Annotated in this window: 15 protein-coding genes; 8 read left to right on the forward strand and 7 right to left on the reverse strand. The window is 69.3% G+C overall.

The window, feature by feature from the left end; genetic code table 11:
- Position 1: 1 nt before the first annotated feature.
- From ABIE38_RS17250 to ABIE38_RS17265, 4 genes are read left to right on the forward strand one after another with little or no spacing between them, the layout of a single operon-like run.
- A complete protein-coding gene (locus ABIE38_RS17250) occupies positions 2 to 1,171 on the forward strand; it encodes an acyl-CoA dehydrogenase family protein (protein ID WP_354058376.1) in 1,170 nt (389 codons plus the stop codon).
- A gap of 16 nt (positions 1,172 to 1,187) precedes the next feature.
- On the forward strand, positions 1,188 to 2,174 hold the full coding sequence (locus ABIE38_RS17255) for an acyl-CoA dehydrogenase family protein (protein WP_354058378.1): 987 nt from the start codon (positions 1,188 to 1,190) through the stop codon (positions 2,172 to 2,174).
- A complete protein-coding gene (locus tag ABIE38_RS17260; protein ID WP_354058380.1) occupies positions 2,171 to 3,349 on the forward strand; it encodes an acyl-CoA dehydrogenase family protein in 1,179 nt (392 codons plus the stop codon). Before ABIE38_RS17255 ends, ABIE38_RS17260 begins: the two co-directional genes overlap by 4 nt.
- A 10-nt stretch (positions 3,350 to 3,359) precedes the next feature.
- Positions 3,360 to 4,181, forward strand: a complete 822-nt coding sequence (locus ABIE38_RS17265) for an inositol monophosphatase family protein (RefSeq protein WP_354058382.1) — start codon at positions 3,360 to 3,362, stop codon at positions 4,179 to 4,181.
- A 10-nt stretch (positions 4,182 to 4,191) separates the two neighbouring features.
- On the opposite strand, the gene ABIE38_RS17270 is transcribed toward ABIE38_RS17265, so the two are convergent.
- The 5 genes from ABIE38_RS17270 to hsaA form a co-directional block, all read right to left on the reverse strand.
- Positions 4,192 to 5,388, reverse strand: a complete 1,197-nt coding sequence (locus ABIE38_RS17270) for a sulfotransferase family protein (protein WP_354058384.1) — start codon at positions 5,386 to 5,388, stop codon at positions 4,192 to 4,194.
- Positions 5,385 to 6,575 carry a hypothetical protein gene (locus ABIE38_RS17275; protein ID WP_354058386.1) on the reverse strand — a complete coding sequence of 397 codons (1,191 nt, stop codon included), beginning with the start codon at positions 6,573 to 6,575 and terminating at the stop codon, positions 5,385 to 5,387. Before ABIE38_RS17275 ends, ABIE38_RS17270 begins: the two co-directional genes overlap by 4 nt.
- A 53-nt stretch (positions 6,576 to 6,628) precedes the next feature.
- Entirely contained in the window at positions 6,629 to 7,213 is a 585-nt protein-coding gene (hsaB, locus tag ABIE38_RS17280) for a 3-hydroxy-9,10-secoandrosta-1,3,5(10)-triene-9,17-dione monooxygenase reductase subunit (protein ID WP_241730852.1), read from the reverse strand.
- Between the two features lie 64 nt (positions 7,214 to 7,277).
- Positions 7,278 to 8,177 (reverse strand): iron-dependent extradiol dioxygenase HsaC, encoded by a 900-nt coding sequence (gene hsaC / locus ABIE38_RS17285; protein WP_354058388.1) that lies wholly within the window; start codon positions 8,175 to 8,177, stop codon positions 7,278 to 7,280.
- Between the two features lie 51 nt (positions 8,178 to 8,228).
- Positions 8,229 to 9,404: a 3-hydroxy-9,10-secoandrosta-1,3,5(10)-triene-9,17-dione monooxygenase oxygenase subunit gene (hsaA, locus tag ABIE38_RS17290; protein WP_354058390.1), complete on the reverse strand. Its 1,176-nt coding sequence runs from the start codon at positions 9,402 to 9,404 to the stop codon at positions 8,229 to 8,231.
- A gap of 188 nt (positions 9,405 to 9,592) precedes the next feature.
- Between hsaA and ABIE38_RS17295 the strand changes: the two genes are divergently transcribed.
- The 4 genes from ABIE38_RS17295 to ABIE38_RS17310 are packed head-to-tail and all read left to right on the forward strand — an operon-like array spanning position 9,593 to position 12,863.
- A complete protein-coding gene (locus tag ABIE38_RS17295; protein WP_354058392.1) occupies positions 9,593 to 10,816 on the forward strand; it encodes a 3-ketosteroid-9-alpha-monooxygenase, oxygenase component in 1,224 nt (407 codons plus the stop codon).
- Complete coding sequence (locus ABIE38_RS17300) at positions 10,816 to 11,211, forward strand: hypothetical protein (RefSeq protein ID WP_354058394.1); 396 nt, start codon at positions 10,816 to 10,818, stop codon at positions 11,209 to 11,211. The genes ABIE38_RS17295 and ABIE38_RS17300 overlap by 1 nt, the downstream gene beginning before the upstream one ends.
- Positions 11,212 to 11,266: 55 nt before the next feature.
- Positions 11,267 to 12,328, forward strand: coding sequence for a 2Fe-2S iron-sulfur cluster-binding protein (locus ABIE38_RS17305; protein ID WP_354058396.1), 1,062 nt, complete (start codon positions 11,267 to 11,269; stop codon positions 12,326 to 12,328).
- A gap of 13 nt (positions 12,329 to 12,341) precedes the next feature.
- A complete protein-coding gene (locus ABIE38_RS17310) occupies positions 12,342 to 12,863 on the forward strand; it encodes a flavodoxin domain-containing protein (RefSeq protein ID WP_354058397.1) in 522 nt (173 codons plus the stop codon).
- A 56-nt stretch (positions 12,864 to 12,919) separates the two neighbouring features.
- On the opposite strand, the gene dmpG is transcribed toward ABIE38_RS17310, so the two are convergent.
- Both dmpG and ABIE38_RS17320 read right to left on the reverse strand, forming a co-directional pair.
- Positions 12,920 to 13,984 (reverse strand): 4-hydroxy-2-oxovalerate aldolase, encoded by a 1,065-nt coding sequence (dmpG, locus tag ABIE38_RS17315; RefSeq protein ID WP_354058399.1) that lies wholly within the window; start codon positions 13,982 to 13,984, stop codon positions 12,920 to 12,922.
- 5 nt (positions 13,985 to 13,989) lie between these two features.
- A complete protein-coding gene (locus ABIE38_RS17320) occupies positions 13,990 to 14,937 on the reverse strand; it encodes an acetaldehyde dehydrogenase (acetylating) (RefSeq protein ID WP_354058402.1) in 948 nt (315 codons plus the stop codon).
- Positions 14,938 to 15,213: the final 276 nt, after the last annotated feature.

The following is a 15,213-nucleotide window of genomic DNA, read 5'->3' on the forward strand; positions in this document are numbered from 1 at the left end:
CGTGGATCTGGAACTGGACGCCTCGACACAGGAGTTCCGCCTCGAGGTGCGCGACTGGCTCGCCGCGAACGTGCCGTCCGAGCCGCTCCCGCACATGGACACCCGCGAGGGCTTCGAGGCCCACCGCGAGTGGGAGCGGACGATGGCCGACGCCCGGATGTCGGTCGTGTCGTGGCCCGAGGAGTTCGGCGGTCGCGACTGCGGACTGGTCAAGTGGGTGGTCTTCGAGGAGGAGTACTTCCGCGCCGGCGCACCGCTGCGGGTGAGCCAGAACGGCATCTTCCTACTGGCCCCGACCCTGTTCGACCACGCGACCCCCGAGCAGTTGGCGCACATCATGCCGCGCATGGCCCGCGCCGACGACATCTGGGCGCAGGCCTGGTCCGAGCCGGAGGCGGGGTCCGACCTGGCCTCGCTGCGTTCGACGGCCACGCGGGTGGACGGCGGCTGGGTGCTCAGCGGGCAGAAGGTGTGGTCCACCCGCGCCTCGTTCGCCGACAAGGGCTTCGGGCTGTTCCGCACCGACCCGGACGAGCCCCGCCACAAGGGCCTGACCTATTTCATGTTCGACCTGCGGGCCGAGGGCGTCACCGTGCGACCGATCGACCAGCTCGACGGCCTGCCCGGCTTCGCGGAGTTGTTCCTCGAGGACGTCTTCGTGCCCGACGATCCCGCGGACCCCGGTTCCTCCGGGGTGATCGGCGAGGTCAACCAGGGCTGGAAGGTGGCCATGTCCACCGCCAACAACGAGCGCGGGCTCTCCCTGCGCTCGCCCGGCCGGTTCCTCGCCACCACCGACCGACTGCTCGAACTGTGGGGTTCCCGCCAGGCGGACCTCGACGACCGCACCCAGGGCGCCCTGGCCGACCGGGTGGTGGACGCGTGGATCGGCTCGCGCGCCTACGAGCTGAGCACCTGGAAGACGGTCACCACGCTCACCGGCGGCGCCAACCTGGGCTTCGAGTCCTCGATCAACAAGGTCTTCTGGTCCGACTGGGACATCGCCACCCACGAGACCGCCCTCGACCTGCTCGGCACGGCCGGCGAACTCGCCGGCGAGCAGTGGATGGACGGATACCTGTTCGCCCTCGCCGGGCCGATCTACGCCGGCACCAACGAGGTCCAGAAGAACATCATCGCCGAGCGCCTTCTCGGCCTTCCGCGCGGCTGACGGGACACGGAGCACCATGAGATTCGCACTCGACCCCGAGATCTCCGACTTCGCGGCGAGCATCGACTCGCTGCTGACACGGTCCGACCTGCCGTCGGTCATCCGCGCCTGGAGCGCGGGCGACACCGGTCCCGGCACCACCGTGTGGGACAGGGTCGCCGAGACCGGCGCCGCCGCCCTGCTCATCGACGAGGACGCCGGCGGGGCCGGGGCCACCGCCGTCGAGGCCGTCGTGGCACTGGAGGTCCTGGGACGACACGCCGTCCCCGGGCCGGTCGTCGAGACCGTGATGGTGGCACCCCGCATCGCGGCAGCACTCCGGGAAACCGCCCCGGACATCGCGGGCGAGCTCGCCGGCGGCACCCCGGCCTCGGTCGCCGTCCCGGGTGTCTCCCCGTTCGCGCCGGACGCCCATGTGGCCGCGCACCTGTGGGTCGCCGACGACGACAAGGTGTTCACCGGCGAGGCCGGCGAGGGCCGTCGCTCGGTCGACCGCGCGCGCACCGTCACCACCCCGACCCGCGGCGAGCAGGTGGGTTCGGCGAGCACCCTCGACCTGGTCAACCACGGCGCCCTCGGGACGGCCGCCCAGCTCATGGGCCTCGGGCAGGCGATGCTCGACATGAGCGTCGCCTACGCCACGCAGCGCTCCCAGTACGGCAAAATCATCGGCCAGTACCAGGCGCTCAAGCACCAGCTCGCCGAGGTCGCGATCGCGCTCGAGATGGCCCGGCCCCTGCTGTGGGCCGGCGCCCTGGCCCTCTCCGAGAACCCCGACGACCCGGCGGCGGCGGTCCGCGACGTCTCCGCCGCCCGCGTGGCCGTCGCCGACGCCGCCTACCTCTCCGCCCGCACGGCGCTGCAGATCCACGGGGCGATCGGCTACACCCTCGAGCACGATCTCGGACTCCTGCTCACCAAGACCCGTGCGCTGCAGACGGCGTGGGGCACTCAGGGCTACCACCGCGGGCGCGTCCTGGACTGCCTGGAGAGCGCGCGATGACAGAGCCCACAACCTCACCCACCACCTCCTCACCGGGCGTCGACACCGAGGAGCAGGCCGCGCTCCGGCAGTCGGTCGCCGCACTCCTGGACAAGCGCTCCGACCCGTCGGCCGTGCGGGCGGCCATGGCCTCCGAACACGGTCACGACCCCGCCCTGTGGTCGACCCTCGTCGAGCAGATCGGCGCCGCCGCGCTGTCGATCCCCGAGCGGTACGACGGTGCCGGAGCCACCTGGGTCGAGACCCACCTGGTCTGCGAGGAACTGGGACGGCGGCTCACCCCGTCCCCCCTGCTCGGCTCGGCGGTACTCGCCGCCCAGGCGGTGCTGGCCACCGGCGACGAGGCGGCCTGCGCCCGGATCCTGCCCGGGATCGCCGTCGGCGAGCAGGCGGCCCTGTGCTGGGCGTCGCTGGACGGTTGGGCCACCCCGGGCGTGCGTGCCTCCGGCGGCGGCAGTGCGGACGTCCCCGGCCGGGCCACCCTGACCGGAACCGCCCACCACGTCCTGGGCGCCGACACCGCCTCCACGCTGCTCGTCGTGGCGATCTCGGGCGGGGCCGTGGGCCTGTTCGAGGTGCCGGCCGGCACCCCCGGCGTCACCGTGACCCGGGTCCCCGTCATGGACCCCACCCGGACGATGGCGCGCGTCGCGTTCGATTCCGTCCCCGCGATCCCGATCCCGACCCGCCCCAGCTTCCTGGCCAGACTCCGCGCAGCCGGGTGGGCGGCGATCTCGGCCGAGCAGGTCGGCGCCGCGCGGGCCGCACTCGACGCGACCGTGCGGTACACGCAGGAGCGCAAACAGTTCGGCCGGACCATCGGCTCGTTCCAGGCCCTCAAGCACCGCATGGCCGACATGTACGTCAGGGCCGAGACCGCGGCGTCGCTGTCCTACTCGGCCGCGGCGATGGTCGCCGCGGCGCAGCGCCTCGGGGACGGGCCCGACTCCGACGAGGCCGCCTACGCCGCCGAGATCGAGGCCGCGACGGCTAAGGTGTACTGCTCCGAGGCGGTGCAGTGGATCACCGGCGAGGCCATCCAGCTCCACGGCGGGGTCGGGATCACGTGGGAGTACGACGTCCACCTGTACTTCAAGCGGGCCCACGGGACAGCACACCTGCTCGGGCAACCCCACGAGATCCTGGCGGCGCTCGAGGTGGCCGCGGGCCTCTAGAATCACCTGCATGAGCCCCTTCCCCGAGCACGGACGGACCAACGACCAACGACTCGCCGAGGACCTGGCCGCACAGGCCGGACGGCTGCTCACCGACCTGAGGGTCTCTCGCGTCGCTCCGGAGGAACTCGGCGACTTCGCCGAGGGGGAGGCCCGCGCCGTGATCCTGGACCGGCTCGCGGTGGCCCGCCCCGACGACCTCGTCTTCGGTGAATGGAACCCGGACTCGCGGGAGCGCCTCGAGGCGGACCGCGTGTGGATGATCGATCCGCTGGACGGCGTGAGCTCATACTGCACCGAGGGCCGCCCCGACTGGGCCGTGCACGTGGCCCTGTGGGAACGCGGGCCCGAGGGCACCGGCGGGATCACCGCCTGCGCGATCGCCATGCCCGCGTACGGGCGCGTGATCACCGGCCGTGGCGCCACCACCTATCAGCCGATCTCCATCATCCGCGGGCCGCGCCCCGGCCCGCTGGTCCCCCCGCGTGAGGACGACCGCCTGCGCATCGCCGTCTCCGAGGCCGATCCCCCGGCGTTCGCGGAGGAGCTCGCGGAGACCCTCGGCGCCTCCCTCACCCGCCTCGGCTCGGGCGGGGGCAAGACCGCCACCGTGGTGGAGGACGAGTGCGACGCCTACATCCACACCAGCGGCCACCACCAGTGGGACTCCGCGGCCACGTACGGGGTGGTGCGCCAGCGCGGGCTGCACGCGAGCCGACTCGACGGCTCCGAGCTGGTCTACAACGTCGAGGAGAACGAGTTCCCCGACCTGCTCGTGTGCAAGGAGGATGTCGCCGACCGCATCATCGAGGCGGCGCGGGCGTACCTCTGAGGAGGTACCTCTATCCGTCCAGGCCCCGGTAGCCGTCGAACCGCTCGGCGACCTGCTCCTCGCTCAGTCCGTAGTCGGCGAGCGTGTAGCGGTGTGCGGGCGCCCGGTCGCCTGACAGACTCCTGGCGTTCTCCGCCTCGACCGCCTCGCGCACGCCCTCGTCGAGCTCTGTCCCGACCGCGGAGTACACCCGCTCGACCACTCCCGCCGGGTCCTCGATGAGCTCCCGGTGGTTGACGTCGACGAACGTCGCCCGCGAGCCCGGGTCCGCCTCGTGCCGGGCGCGGACCGCGTCGAACTCGGACACGCCCCGCGCCCACAGGTCGAGCTGCGAGGACCCGATGTACTCCGGGGTGAACCGGGTCGACCACTCCGCGGCGGTGCGGTGCGCCAGCGAGAACATGGACGCCATCGACTTCCGCGGATCTCGGTGGGTCTGCACCACCACGGCGTCGGGGTACACCTCGAGCAGCGCGTCGAGCGCGAACAGGTGGCTGGGGTTCTTGAGGACCCACCGCCGCCCGGGGTCGTCCGCCCCGATGAGTTGGAGGTTGCGCTTGTGCCGCCGGTACGCGGGGACCCAGTCCACGCCCTCGAGCCAGCGCGAGTAGCCGTCGAGCCTGGCCAGGCACTCGTAGGAGGCGGCCGTGGCCGATTGCCGGAGCAGCTGCCAGCACTCCTCCAGGTCGTCGGCGGAGATGTAGTGCACCCCTCCGTAGTCGGGATTCTCCGACATGAACCCGGCGTACAGGTCGCGCAGGCCGCGGTAGGTGGGGTCGTCCTCCCACTGCTCCCTCGGCGGCCGCGGCTTGGGCACCTCCGTGAGCCACAGCTCCAGCCCCTGGTTGGCCGGGTCGGCGCCGAGGAGCCGGTGCAGCGCCGTGGTCCCGGTGCGGGGAAGCCCGGTGACGACGACGGGCCGCTCGATCTCGACGTCCGCCTGGGCCGGGTCCGCGGAGAAGCCGGCCTGTGAGACGAGCCGCGCCACCATCGCGCCCTTGAGCACCGACCGCCAGTACTTGCTCCCCGCCGGGGTGAGGCCCGCGTCGGAGTGCAGGGAGTCCAGCAGCACGCCCAGCGCCTCGCGGTGGTGGTCCTCGCCGTCGCCGAAGTCCTCCAACCCGATCGCCCGCGAGGCGCTCGCGTGCAGGTCCTCGACGGTGCCGACGTGTACCCGCTCGGTGTCGCTCACGGTCGACCCGGTCATGACAGCCCCCTCCGCGCGAACGCGTCCTGCCGGGCGGCGATCCGCTCGCGCCACTGCTCGCCGGTCACCCGCTGGTCGTCGTACCCGGGCACCTCATCGGCGAGCCGGTCGAACGGCACGACCTTCACCGAGGGGCCGAGCTCCGGCGTGACGGGCTCGCTCACCCGCTGCCAGCGGAACTGCATGATGCCCTCGCGGTGGCCGAGGGTCTCGATCCAGTTGGCCAGACCGGGGTCGCGGTCGGCCACGACGAGGTGGATCATCCCGTCCGCGCCGACGTGCGCCTGGTCGGCGGTGAGGCTGGTCTGGTGGTGCACGTACTCGAGCGAGGCGTACCACATGCTGCCCAGCTGGAAGCCCTGGTAGGGCACCCCGGCGATGGGCACGGAGATCACCATGGCCTCGTCCGGCCCGAGTTCGAATACACCCGCGGAGGAGAACTGCGTGGTGAGCCCACCGGGGGTCTGCCGCGGTTCGTTCAGTGTGTTGCGGACCTGGTCGCCGAAGAACCACTCCGGGAACGCCAGCCACGTCCGCAGCCGCCCGACGAGCGCCTCGGCGAGCTTGGCGTAGAACTTCTCCTGGCCGGCGAGCGTCACAGGCTCCGGTGCGGTGCCCACCGTGTCGACTCTGCGCAGGATCGCCGACCCGGCCACCTCACTGCTCCAGTCGGAGTAGACCTCGCGGACGGCGATCATCGAGGTCCCCGGGTGGAGCACCACGTAGCCGGCGTCGCCCTCGTCGTCGTCGTGCCTCGCCGGCCCCAATCGGAAGCTGTACCGTCCGTCGGCGCCGATCTCCAGCGCGCGGTCGTCGAACGCCGCGTGCGACGCGGCGCGCTCGTCGGCCGAATACGTCCCGGCCATGACCTGGAACGACAGGTCCGCCGTGGTGCCGCGACGGCCCTCGATGACGTACTCCGCGCCGTCGGTGAGGTTGGCGTAGAAGTACAGCGTGTCGGGGTTGTCCAGACCCATCTTGGTGTACGGACCCGTGGCCTGGAACAGCTGTGGGTGCGTGCGCCCGCGGTGTTGGCCGGTCTCGATGGCGCCGCGGATGGTCCCGAGCAGGTAATCGAGCCCCTCCGCGACGTCCGCCTCGGTCCGCACGTGCGGCGCCGAGCGGATGATCTCCTCGGCCTCGGCCAGCGCGCGGGCCAGCGGCGCTGTCGCTGCCGCACCGTCCATCGTGCTCTCCCCCATCGTGCTATGCCCCACTGTGCTCTCCCCCACCGCGCCGCTCACAGCCACGTGTACGAGTCGGCGGAGGTGATGAAGTTCTCGAGCTCTTCCTGCTCGGGCGTCGGATCCACGACGTCCTCCTCAATACTCAGATAGGCGCCGCGGTAGAACAACAGCGGCCGGACATCCCGCTCCGTCGGTCCGAGGTGGGCGACCCGCCCCAGGACGATCCAGTGATCGCCGCCGTCGAGGACCTGGTCGATCTCGCAGTCCAGCCACGCCATCACGCCGTCGATGACCGGCGAGCCGAGCGGGCTCGGCGACCAGTCGATCGAGGCGAACTTGTCGTCGCCGCGACGGCCGAACGTGGAGGACACGTCCTCCTGCTCCTCGGACAGGATGTTGACGCAGAACCTGCCGGCCGCCTCGATCCCCTTCCACGATCCCGACGTCTTCATCGGGCAGAACAGGACCAGGGGCGGCTCGAGGGAGAGCGCGGAGAAGGACTGGCAGGCGAACCCGACCGGCGCGTCGTCCCTGACCGCCGTGATGACGGTGATCCCGGTACAGAACTGGCCGAGCGCGTCGCGCAGTTCCCGGTTGGAGAAGCTCTGCCCCTCCGGGGGGTGGTCGGTGCTGCTCATCTGAAGTCGGTCCTCCCTGGACTCGGTCGTGCGCGGGCGTCAGCGGGTGTCCCAGCCTAGGCGTCTATTTGAAGCCGACGGAGAAGTCGTGGCCCCACAGGCTCACGGCGGTGGACTCCCGTGCCACCCAGTCCGAATCGTCGACCTGCACGCCCTCGCAGCCGTACTCGCAGTCGAACCCACCGGGGGTCTTCATGTAGAAGCTCAGCATCTTGTCGTTGACGTGCCGGCCGAGTGAGGCCGACATCCTCACCTTCTTGCGCAGTGCCCGGTCCAGCGCGAGTCCCACGTCGTCGGCCGACGCGACCTCGACCATCAGGTGGATGATCCCGGTGGGGTTGGGGAACGGTGTGAACGCCAGCGAGTGATGGCGGGGGTTGCAGCCGAGGAAACGCAGCCATGCGGGTTCCCCGTCGGCCGGCCGACCGACGAGCTCCGGCGGCAGGCTCATCGAGTCGCGGAGAGCGAACCCCAGGACGTCCCGGTAGAACTCCAACGCCGCCACCTCGTCCGGCGTGGAGAGCACGATGTGACCCGCCCCCTGGTCACCGGTGACGAACTCGTGCCCGTAGGGGGTCGGGATGCGGCGGTGCTGCAGAGCGATGGTGTGGTAGATCTCCAGCGTGAACCCGGCCGGGTCCTGACAGGTGATCAGTCCCCGCACCTTCCGGTCCCGCTTCACCTCGTCCGGGGCGTCCTGCCAGGCCACCCCGGCCTCGTCGAGGCGCCGCCTGACATCGTCGAGCTCCGCCTCGTTCGCGCACTCCCAGCCCACCGCGGCGAGCGCGTCCTCCGGCCCGGGGACGATGATCCACCGGTGCGGGTTCTCGTCCATACGGAAGTAGAGCGCATCCGGGTCGTCGCCCTTGCCCTCGACGAACCCGAGGACCTTGGTGCCGTACTCGCGCCAGGCGTCCATGTCGGTGGCGTAGATCCGCACATATCCGAAGTTGCTTATTGCCATGCCAAGTCAGTCCTCTCGATCCGCCAGGGCCTCTCGATCCGCCAGGGCGGATCAGACCATCGAATCCGCGACCTTTTCGCCGAACTCGTTCTGTCCGTACATGATGTACGCCTTGGTCGCCTCGTTGGCCGCGTGGACCCGACCTGCGTTGGCGTCGCGCCAGAACCGCTGGATCGGCGAGGTGTCCTCGAGCGCGCGGGCTCCCGAGTTCTGGAACAGCAACCCGATCGCGTCGATCGACCGCTGCGTGGCACGGACCTGGTCCCGGCGCGCCCGGGTGCGGATGTCCATCCCCGGGAAGTCGCCGGCCTTGATCAGGTCCATCTCCTCGCGGACGTTCCGCATGAGCTGCAGCCATGCGGCGTCGATGTCCCCCGCGGCCTCGGCGAGCCGGACCTTGGCGAACGGGTCGTCCTTGACCTTGGTGCCGAACGCGGCACGGACGCGCGCGCGCTGGTGCTCGCGGTGCACCTCGTAGCACCCGAACGCCATGCCGACGATCGGCGTGGAGATGGTGGTGGGGTGGATGGTGCCCCACGGCATGCGGTAGATCGGGTTGGTGTTGATCTCCAGCCCCGGGCTGGTCGTGTTGGCCATGTCGCCGAAGGACAGCACGCGGTGCGCGGGGATGAGGGCGTCCTTGATCAGGATGTCGTTGGACCCCGTGCCCTTGAGTCCGGCGACGTGCCAGACGTCGAGGATCTCGTACTGGGACTTCTCCACCAGGAAGGTGCAGAAGTCGATCATCTTGCCGTTCTCGTCGAGCACGGGACCGCCGACGAACACCCAGTCCGCGTGGTCACAGCCCGAGGACCAGGACCACTTGCCGTTGAGGAGGAACCCGTCGTCGGTCTTGGTGGCCGCGCCCATCGGGGCATAGGAGGAGGAGATGCGGACGGTGGTGTCCGAGCCCCACACGTCCTCCTGCGCCTGCTGCGGGAACAGGGCCAGGTGCCAGTTGTGGATCCCCAGGATGCTCGCGCACCACCCGGTGGACGGGCAGGCCGACGCGATGGCCATGGCGGCGGTGTAGAACGCCTCCATGTCCGCCTCGTACCCGCCCCACTGGGCGGGCTGACAGAGCTTGAAGAAGCCGGCCTCGTCGAGCTCCGCGATGTTCTGCGGATGGACCCTGCGCAGGTCCTCGGTCTCCTGCGCACGCTCGGCGAACCCGGGCAGCAGTGCTTTGATCCGGTCGATGACCTCGTGGTTGGCGTGCTCGCTCATGTGATCCCTCTCTGGCTTTTGTGGGCCGCTTGGCCTTAGACTAGAACACGTTACAGTTTTGCACCAGACTGAACCGCCCGGAAGTCAGGCTATGGCACCCCGTGCCAGCGCCTACAGGGATTGGTTGTGACCGGCATCCCGATTCTATAACCTGTTCTCATCCGGCTCATGCCCTCAGGAGGATCATCATGACCGCACTCGGCTCGGCCCCCGGAGCTGTCCGCGAGATCGACACGGGCGAGACCCGGGATCGTTACGCGCGCGGCTGGCACTGCATCGGCACCGTCAAGGAGTTCAGCGACGGAAAACCCCACTCCATCCAGGCCTTCGGCACCAAGCTGGTCGTCTGGGCCAACGGCGAGGGTGAGATCAACGTCCTCGACGCCTACTGCCGGCACCTCGGAGGCGACCTCTCCGACGGAGAGGTCAAGGACGGCAACATCGCGTGCCCGTTCCACGACTGGCGGTGGGGTGGCGACGGCAAGTGCAAGGGCATCCCCTACGCCAAGCGCGTCCCGCTGCGCGCGCGGACCCGCGCCTGGATCACCAACATCCAGTCCGGCCAGGTCTTCGTCTGGCACGACCACGAGGGCAACCCGCCCCGCGACGAGGACGCGATCCCGGCCATCGCGGAGTACGAGACCGGCGAGTGGACCGACTGGGAGTGGAACCGCCTCGTGATCGAGGGCTCCAACTGCATGGAGATCGTCGACAACGTGGTCGACATGGCGCACTTCTACTACATCCACTTCGCGTTCCCGACGTACTTCAAGAACGTCTTCGAGGGACAGACCGCCACCCAGTACCTCAACACCAAGGGCCGGCCGGACCACGATCCGACGGGCGGCAAGTACGGTGACACCCTGCTCGAGTCCGAGGCGTCCTACTTCGGTCCGGCGTACATGATCAACCCCCTCAAGCAGATGTACGGGGACTTCGAGACCGAAGCGATCCTCATCAACTGCCATTACCCGATCGATCAGAACTCGTTCGTGTTGATGTACGGACTGTCGGTCAAGAAGCCCAAGGGTTTCGACGACGAGACCTCGGCCAAGATGGCCGCGAAGATCGCGACGTTCTTCGGCGAGGGCTTCCTCCAGGACGTCCGCATCTGGCAGCGCAAGTCCCAGATCGCCAACCCGCTCCTGTGCGAGGAGGACGGCCCCGTCTACCAGCTCCGCCGGTGGTACGAGCAGTTCTACGTGGACCGCGACAAGGTCGAGCCCGAGATGCAGGAGCGGTTCGAGTTCGAGGTCGACACCACCGCCGCCAACCAGTACTGGGAGGGCGAGGTCGCCGAGAACATGCGCAAGCAGGAGGCCGGTGAGGCCGAGATCTCGGACGAGCAGACCCAGTACACCGGCATGGCCGAGGTCGCCGGGGAAGCGAGCGCCTCCCGCGCGGAGAAGTGATGTTCAGGCAACACGACTCGCGGCGCGCGCCCACCTGGGACGAGACCGACCCGGCGCGCGCCGCGCGGCTGCACGGTGACACCGATCTGGACCGCGAGACCTACACGCGGGCGGGTTTCCAACCCGTGGAGTGCCGCGCGTGCGGCACCTGTGTGTCCGTCCGGAAGAACAGCGAGAAGCACACCTCCATCCAGTGGACCGCGAGCAGTGACCGCGCGTGCCCCGTCCTCGCCGAATGGCGGGACGGCGGCGAGCGGCCGCAGGGCGAGGACACCTGCCCCCGGATGCTCGCGAGCATCCGCTACGCCTACGCGGAGGGTCTGATCACCCTCGCCGAGGGCGTGGATCCTGCTGACGCCGATCACATGGTCAACCCGCTGTACGTCCCGGAGTAGGACGTCCCGGAGTGATCTCCCGCCCCGCCGCATTCAAGCGATAGGCTCCCAATCCATGACCGCCACCCCACAACTCGGCTCTTTCGTGCGCGAACTCTCGATCGCCGAGGTGATCGAGGAGACCGCCGACGCCAAGTCGATCGTCTTCGAGATCCCCGCCGGCGCCGAGGAGGACTTCCGGTACACCCCCGGACAGTTCCTCACCCTGCGGATCCCCAGCGACCAGACCGGGTCCGTGGCGCGCTGTTATTCGCTCTCGAGCTCCCCCACCGAGGACTCCCGACTCAAGGTGACCGTCAAGCGAACGGTCGACGGGTACGGATCCAACTGGCTGTGTGACAACGCCGAGGTCGGCATGTCGATGCACGTGCTGGCCCCGTCCGGCATCTTCACGCCCAAGAACCTCGACCAGGACTTCATCCTCCTGGCCGCAGGCTCCGGCGTCACCCCGGTCATGTCGATCCTCAAGTCGGCGCTCGCCCAGGGCACCGGCCACATCGTCATGGTGTACGCCAACCGTGACGAGAAGTCGGTGATCTTCAAGGACGAACTGCAGGCCCTGCAGCGCCAGAACCCCGACCGGCTCACCGTGCTCCACTGGCTCGAGTCGGTGTCGGGCATCCCCTCCCCCGAGATGATCGGCAACCTCCTGCACCCGGTGGCCGCCAAGCGCCAGTCGTACATCTGCGGCCCGGCGCCGTTCATGGAGACCGTCAAGGACGGGCTCCGCCGCTCGGGTGCCGACATGCACCTCATCCACACCGAGGCGTTCTCCTCGATCGAGGGCGATCCGTTCGCCGAGATCGTGATCGACGACTCGCCTGGCGACGACGGCGTCGGGCCGGCCACGGCGATCGTGGAACTCGACGACGAGACCCACGAGGTCACGTGGCCCCGCAACACCCCGCTGCTCGACGTCCTGCTGTCCAAGGGGATCAAGGCGCCGTTCTCCTGCCGTAAAGGCGAGTGCTCGGCCTGCGCCTGCGTCCTCAAGTCCGGCGAGGTCGAGATGATCCACAACGGGATCCTCGATCCGGAGGAGGTCGAGGAGGGGTACGTGCTCAGCTGCCAGCTCCTGCCCAAGACCGATCGCGTCGAGGTCTCGTACTCCGAGTGACAGACTCCGGAGTGTGAACCACCCTGTCGTCACCTTCACCTCCCGATACGGCTCCACCCGTAGGTACGCGGACGCGCTCGCCGAGAGGATTGGGACGCGCGCCGTGGATCTCGCCTCGTTCGGGGACGCGGTCGCCGCCGACCCGTTGATCGTCCTCGCACCTCAGTACGTCACGACGATCCTCGGTCGGCGACGCATCATCCGGGCGATCCGCTCGGCTCCGGGCCCCGCGGCCCTCGTCGTCGTCGCCCTGTCCCCCGCCGACGACCCCGGTCGCGGCACCCTCGCACAGAAACTCGTGGCGACCTCCGCGCGCACGGTCACCGTCTTCCAGTTGCGCGGCGACCTGGACCCGGACCGGCTGCGGTGGGTGGACCGCGTGCTCATGGCCGCGCTGCGCAGGGAACTGCGTAAGACCCCGGATGAACCGATGGCCCGCCTCCTGCTGAATCGCGAGCGGGTGGAGTTCGTCGACGAGTCCACCCTCGGACCGATCGTGGACTGGGCGCAGAGACACACCACGCCCGGCGACTGACGGACCCGTCGACGTACTGGGGTGTCCTGTACGGACGCGTTCTGTACGGACGCGGTTTAGACTCCCGCCTGCTCCTTCTGGATCTCCAACGCGATGTCGATGAGCTGGTCCTCCTGGCCGCCTACCAGGCGGCGCTCGCCTGCGCGGATGAGGATCTCCGACGACGGGACGCCGTACCGGTTCGCGTGCCCCTCCGCGTGCTTGAGGAAGGACGAGTAACAGCCCGCGTATCCGAGCATCAACGCCGACCGGTCGACCACGCACTCGGTCGGCATGAGCGGCCGCACCACGTCCTCGGCCGCGTCGGCGATCTTGAAGAAGTCCACTCCGGTGGTGATGCCGAGCTTGTCGCATACGCCCACCAGCGCCTCGACGGGCGTGTTGCCGGCGCCGGCACCGAAACGACGGGTCGAGCCGTCGATCTGCTGCGCACCTGCGCGGATGGCCATGATCGAGTTGCCGACGCCCACGTCGAGGTTCTCGTGCCCGTGGAAGCCGACCTGCGCGTCGTCGCCGAGCTCAGCGACCAGAGCCGCGACCCGGTCCGACACCTGGTCCATGACCAGCGCGCCCGCCGAGTCGACGATGTACACGCACTGGCACCCCGCGTCGGCCATGATGCGGGCCTGCTTCGCCAGCACCTCCGGGGGTTGCGTGTGGCTCATCATGAGGAACCCGACGGTCTCCAACCCGAGTTCGCGGGCGTAACCGAAGTGCTGGATCGAGACGTCGGCCTCGGTGCAGTGGGTGGCGACCCGGCAGATCGAACCGCCGTTGTCCCGCGCGGCCAGGATGTCGTCCTTGATCCCCAGTCCCGGCAGGGTGAGGAACGCGATCTTGGCCTGCGTGGCGGTCTCGGCCGCGACCTTGATGAGGTCCTGGTCGTAGGACTTGGCGAAGCCGTAGTTGAAGGAGGCACCGCCGAGTCCGTCGCCGTGGGTGACCTCGATGACGGGGACCCCGGCCCCGTCGAGCGCGGCGACGACCTCACGGACATCGTCGACGGAGAACTGGTGCCGCTTGTGGTGCGAGCCGTCACGAAGCGACGAGTCGGTGATGCGGATGTCGAGGTCGGGGCTGTACACGCGGGCGTCTGCGTTGTACGGGTTGGTCCTGTCCATGGTCCTCACACTCCGAGCGTGGTGGTGGTGAGCTCGGTCCTGCCGAGCCTGGTCCGGGCGATGTCCTCGCCGACCTTGGTGGCGGCGGCGGTCATGATGTCGAGGTTGCCCGCATACGGCGGCAGGAAGTCCCCGGCGCCCTCGACCTCGACGAAGATGGCGACACGCGCCATCCCTCCGGTGATCTCGGTGGGCGGGTCGAACTGTGGCTCCTGGAGCAACCGGTATCCCGGGACGTACTCCTGGATCTCCTTCTCGCGCTTGCGGATGGCGGTGGTGATGAGGTCCTGGTCGGCGCCGGAGGGGATCGCGCAGAAGATGGTGTCGCGCATGATCATCGGCGGCTCGGCGGGATTGAGGATGATGATTGCCTTGCCCCGCTTGGCGCCGCCGACCTTCTCGATGGCCAGCTTGGTGGTCTCGGTGAACTCGTCGATGTTCGCGCGGGTTCCCGGCCCCGCCGACTCGGAGGAGACCGAGGCGACGATCTCCGCGTACTCCACCGGGACGACCGAGGAGACCGCGTGGACCATCGGGATGGTGGCCTGGCCGCCGCAGGTGACCATGTTGTGGTTCGGCGCGTCGACGTGTTCGTGCAGGTTGGCGGGTGGGATGACCATGGGGCCCACCGCGGCGGGGGTGAGGTCGATGGCGGTGATGCCGGCGGCTTCGTAGCGGGGCGCGTAGGCCTTGTGGACGTAGGCGCTGGTGGCCTCGAACAGCAGGTCGGGCTTCTCTCCGCCCGCCTCGATCGAGGCGAGCAGTTCGTCGGCTCCACCGGACATGCAGGTCAGCCCGTGGTCCGCGGCGCGCTTCATCCCCTCGGACTCCGCGTCGATACCGATCATCCACTTGGGTTCGATGAACTCGCTGCGCTCGAGCTTGTACATGAGGTCGGTGCCGATGTTTCCCGATCCGACTATCGCGGCGGTGAGCATGGTCTTCTCTGTCATACCGACAGTCTCTCCACCTGGATTCACCGCCACAATCAGGCGTGCCGCTCAGCGGAACAACGCGCGTGAGAGAAGCCGAAGATGCCCGTCAGGCGGGGTGGGTGCGGTGGGCGCCTGGGGGGTTGGTGAGGTGGCCGTCGTGGGTGATGAGGCGGTCGAGGTGTTCTCGCCATCGGTGGTCGAGGATCTGGTCGCGGGCGTGGGCCAGGGGGCCGTGTGGGGTGGTGCGGTGTTCGTGTCCGGTTTCGGTGATGATGGTCAGTTCACCGAGGGGTC

This window comes from Dietzia sp. 2505 (genome assembly GCF_040546785.1).
GTDB lineage: Bacteria > Actinomycetota > Actinomycetes > Mycobacteriales > Mycobacteriaceae > Dietzia.

What these genes read in the sequence shown, in the direction of transcription:
- ABIE38_RS17255 (WP_354058378.1), top strand. Translation starts at nt 1,188, where the DNA reads ATGAGATTCGCACTCGACCCCGAGATCTCCGACTTCGCGGCGAGCATC.
- ABIE38_RS17260 (WP_354058380.1), top strand. Translation starts at nt 2,171, where the DNA reads ATGACAGAGCCCACAACCTCACCCACCACCTCCTCACCGGGCGTCGAC.
- ABIE38_RS17265 (WP_354058382.1), top strand. Translation starts at nt 3,360, where the DNA reads ATGAGCCCCTTCCCCGAGCACGGACGGACCAACGACCAACGACTCGCC.
- ABIE38_RS17270 (WP_354058384.1), bottom strand. Translation starts at nt 5,388, where the DNA reads ATGACCGGGTCGACCGTGAGCGACACCGAGCGGGTACACGTCGGCACC.
- ABIE38_RS17275 (WP_354058386.1), bottom strand. Translation starts at nt 6,575, where the DNA reads ATGGACGGTGCGGCAGCGACAGCGCCGCTGGCCCGCGCGCTGGCCGAG.
- hsaB (WP_241730852.1), bottom strand. Translation starts at nt 7,213, where the DNA reads ATGAGCAGCACCGACCACCCCCCGGAGGGGCAGAGCTTCTCCAACCGG.
- hsaC (WP_354058388.1), bottom strand. Translation starts at nt 8,177, where the DNA reads ATGGCAATAAGCAACTTCGGATATGTGCGGATCTACGCCACCGACATG.
- hsaA (WP_354058390.1), bottom strand. Translation starts at nt 9,404, where the DNA reads ATGAGCGAGCACGCCAACCACGAGGTCATCGACCGGATCAAAGCACTG.
- ABIE38_RS17295 (WP_354058392.1), top strand. Translation starts at nt 9,593, where the DNA reads ATGACCGCACTCGGCTCGGCCCCCGGAGCTGTCCGCGAGATCGACACG.
- ABIE38_RS17300 (WP_354058394.1), top strand. Translation starts at nt 10,816, where the DNA reads ATGTTCAGGCAACACGACTCGCGGCGCGCGCCCACCTGGGACGAGACC.
- ABIE38_RS17305 (WP_354058396.1), top strand. Translation starts at nt 11,267, where the DNA reads ATGACCGCCACCCCACAACTCGGCTCTTTCGTGCGCGAACTCTCGATC.
- dmpG (WP_354058399.1), bottom strand. Translation starts at nt 13,984, where the DNA reads ATGGACAGGACCAACCCGTACAACGCAGACGCCCGCGTGTACAGCCCC.
- ABIE38_RS17320 (WP_354058402.1), bottom strand. Translation starts at nt 14,937, where the DNA reads ATGACAGAGAAGACCATGCTCACCGCCGCGATAGTCGGATCGGGAAAC.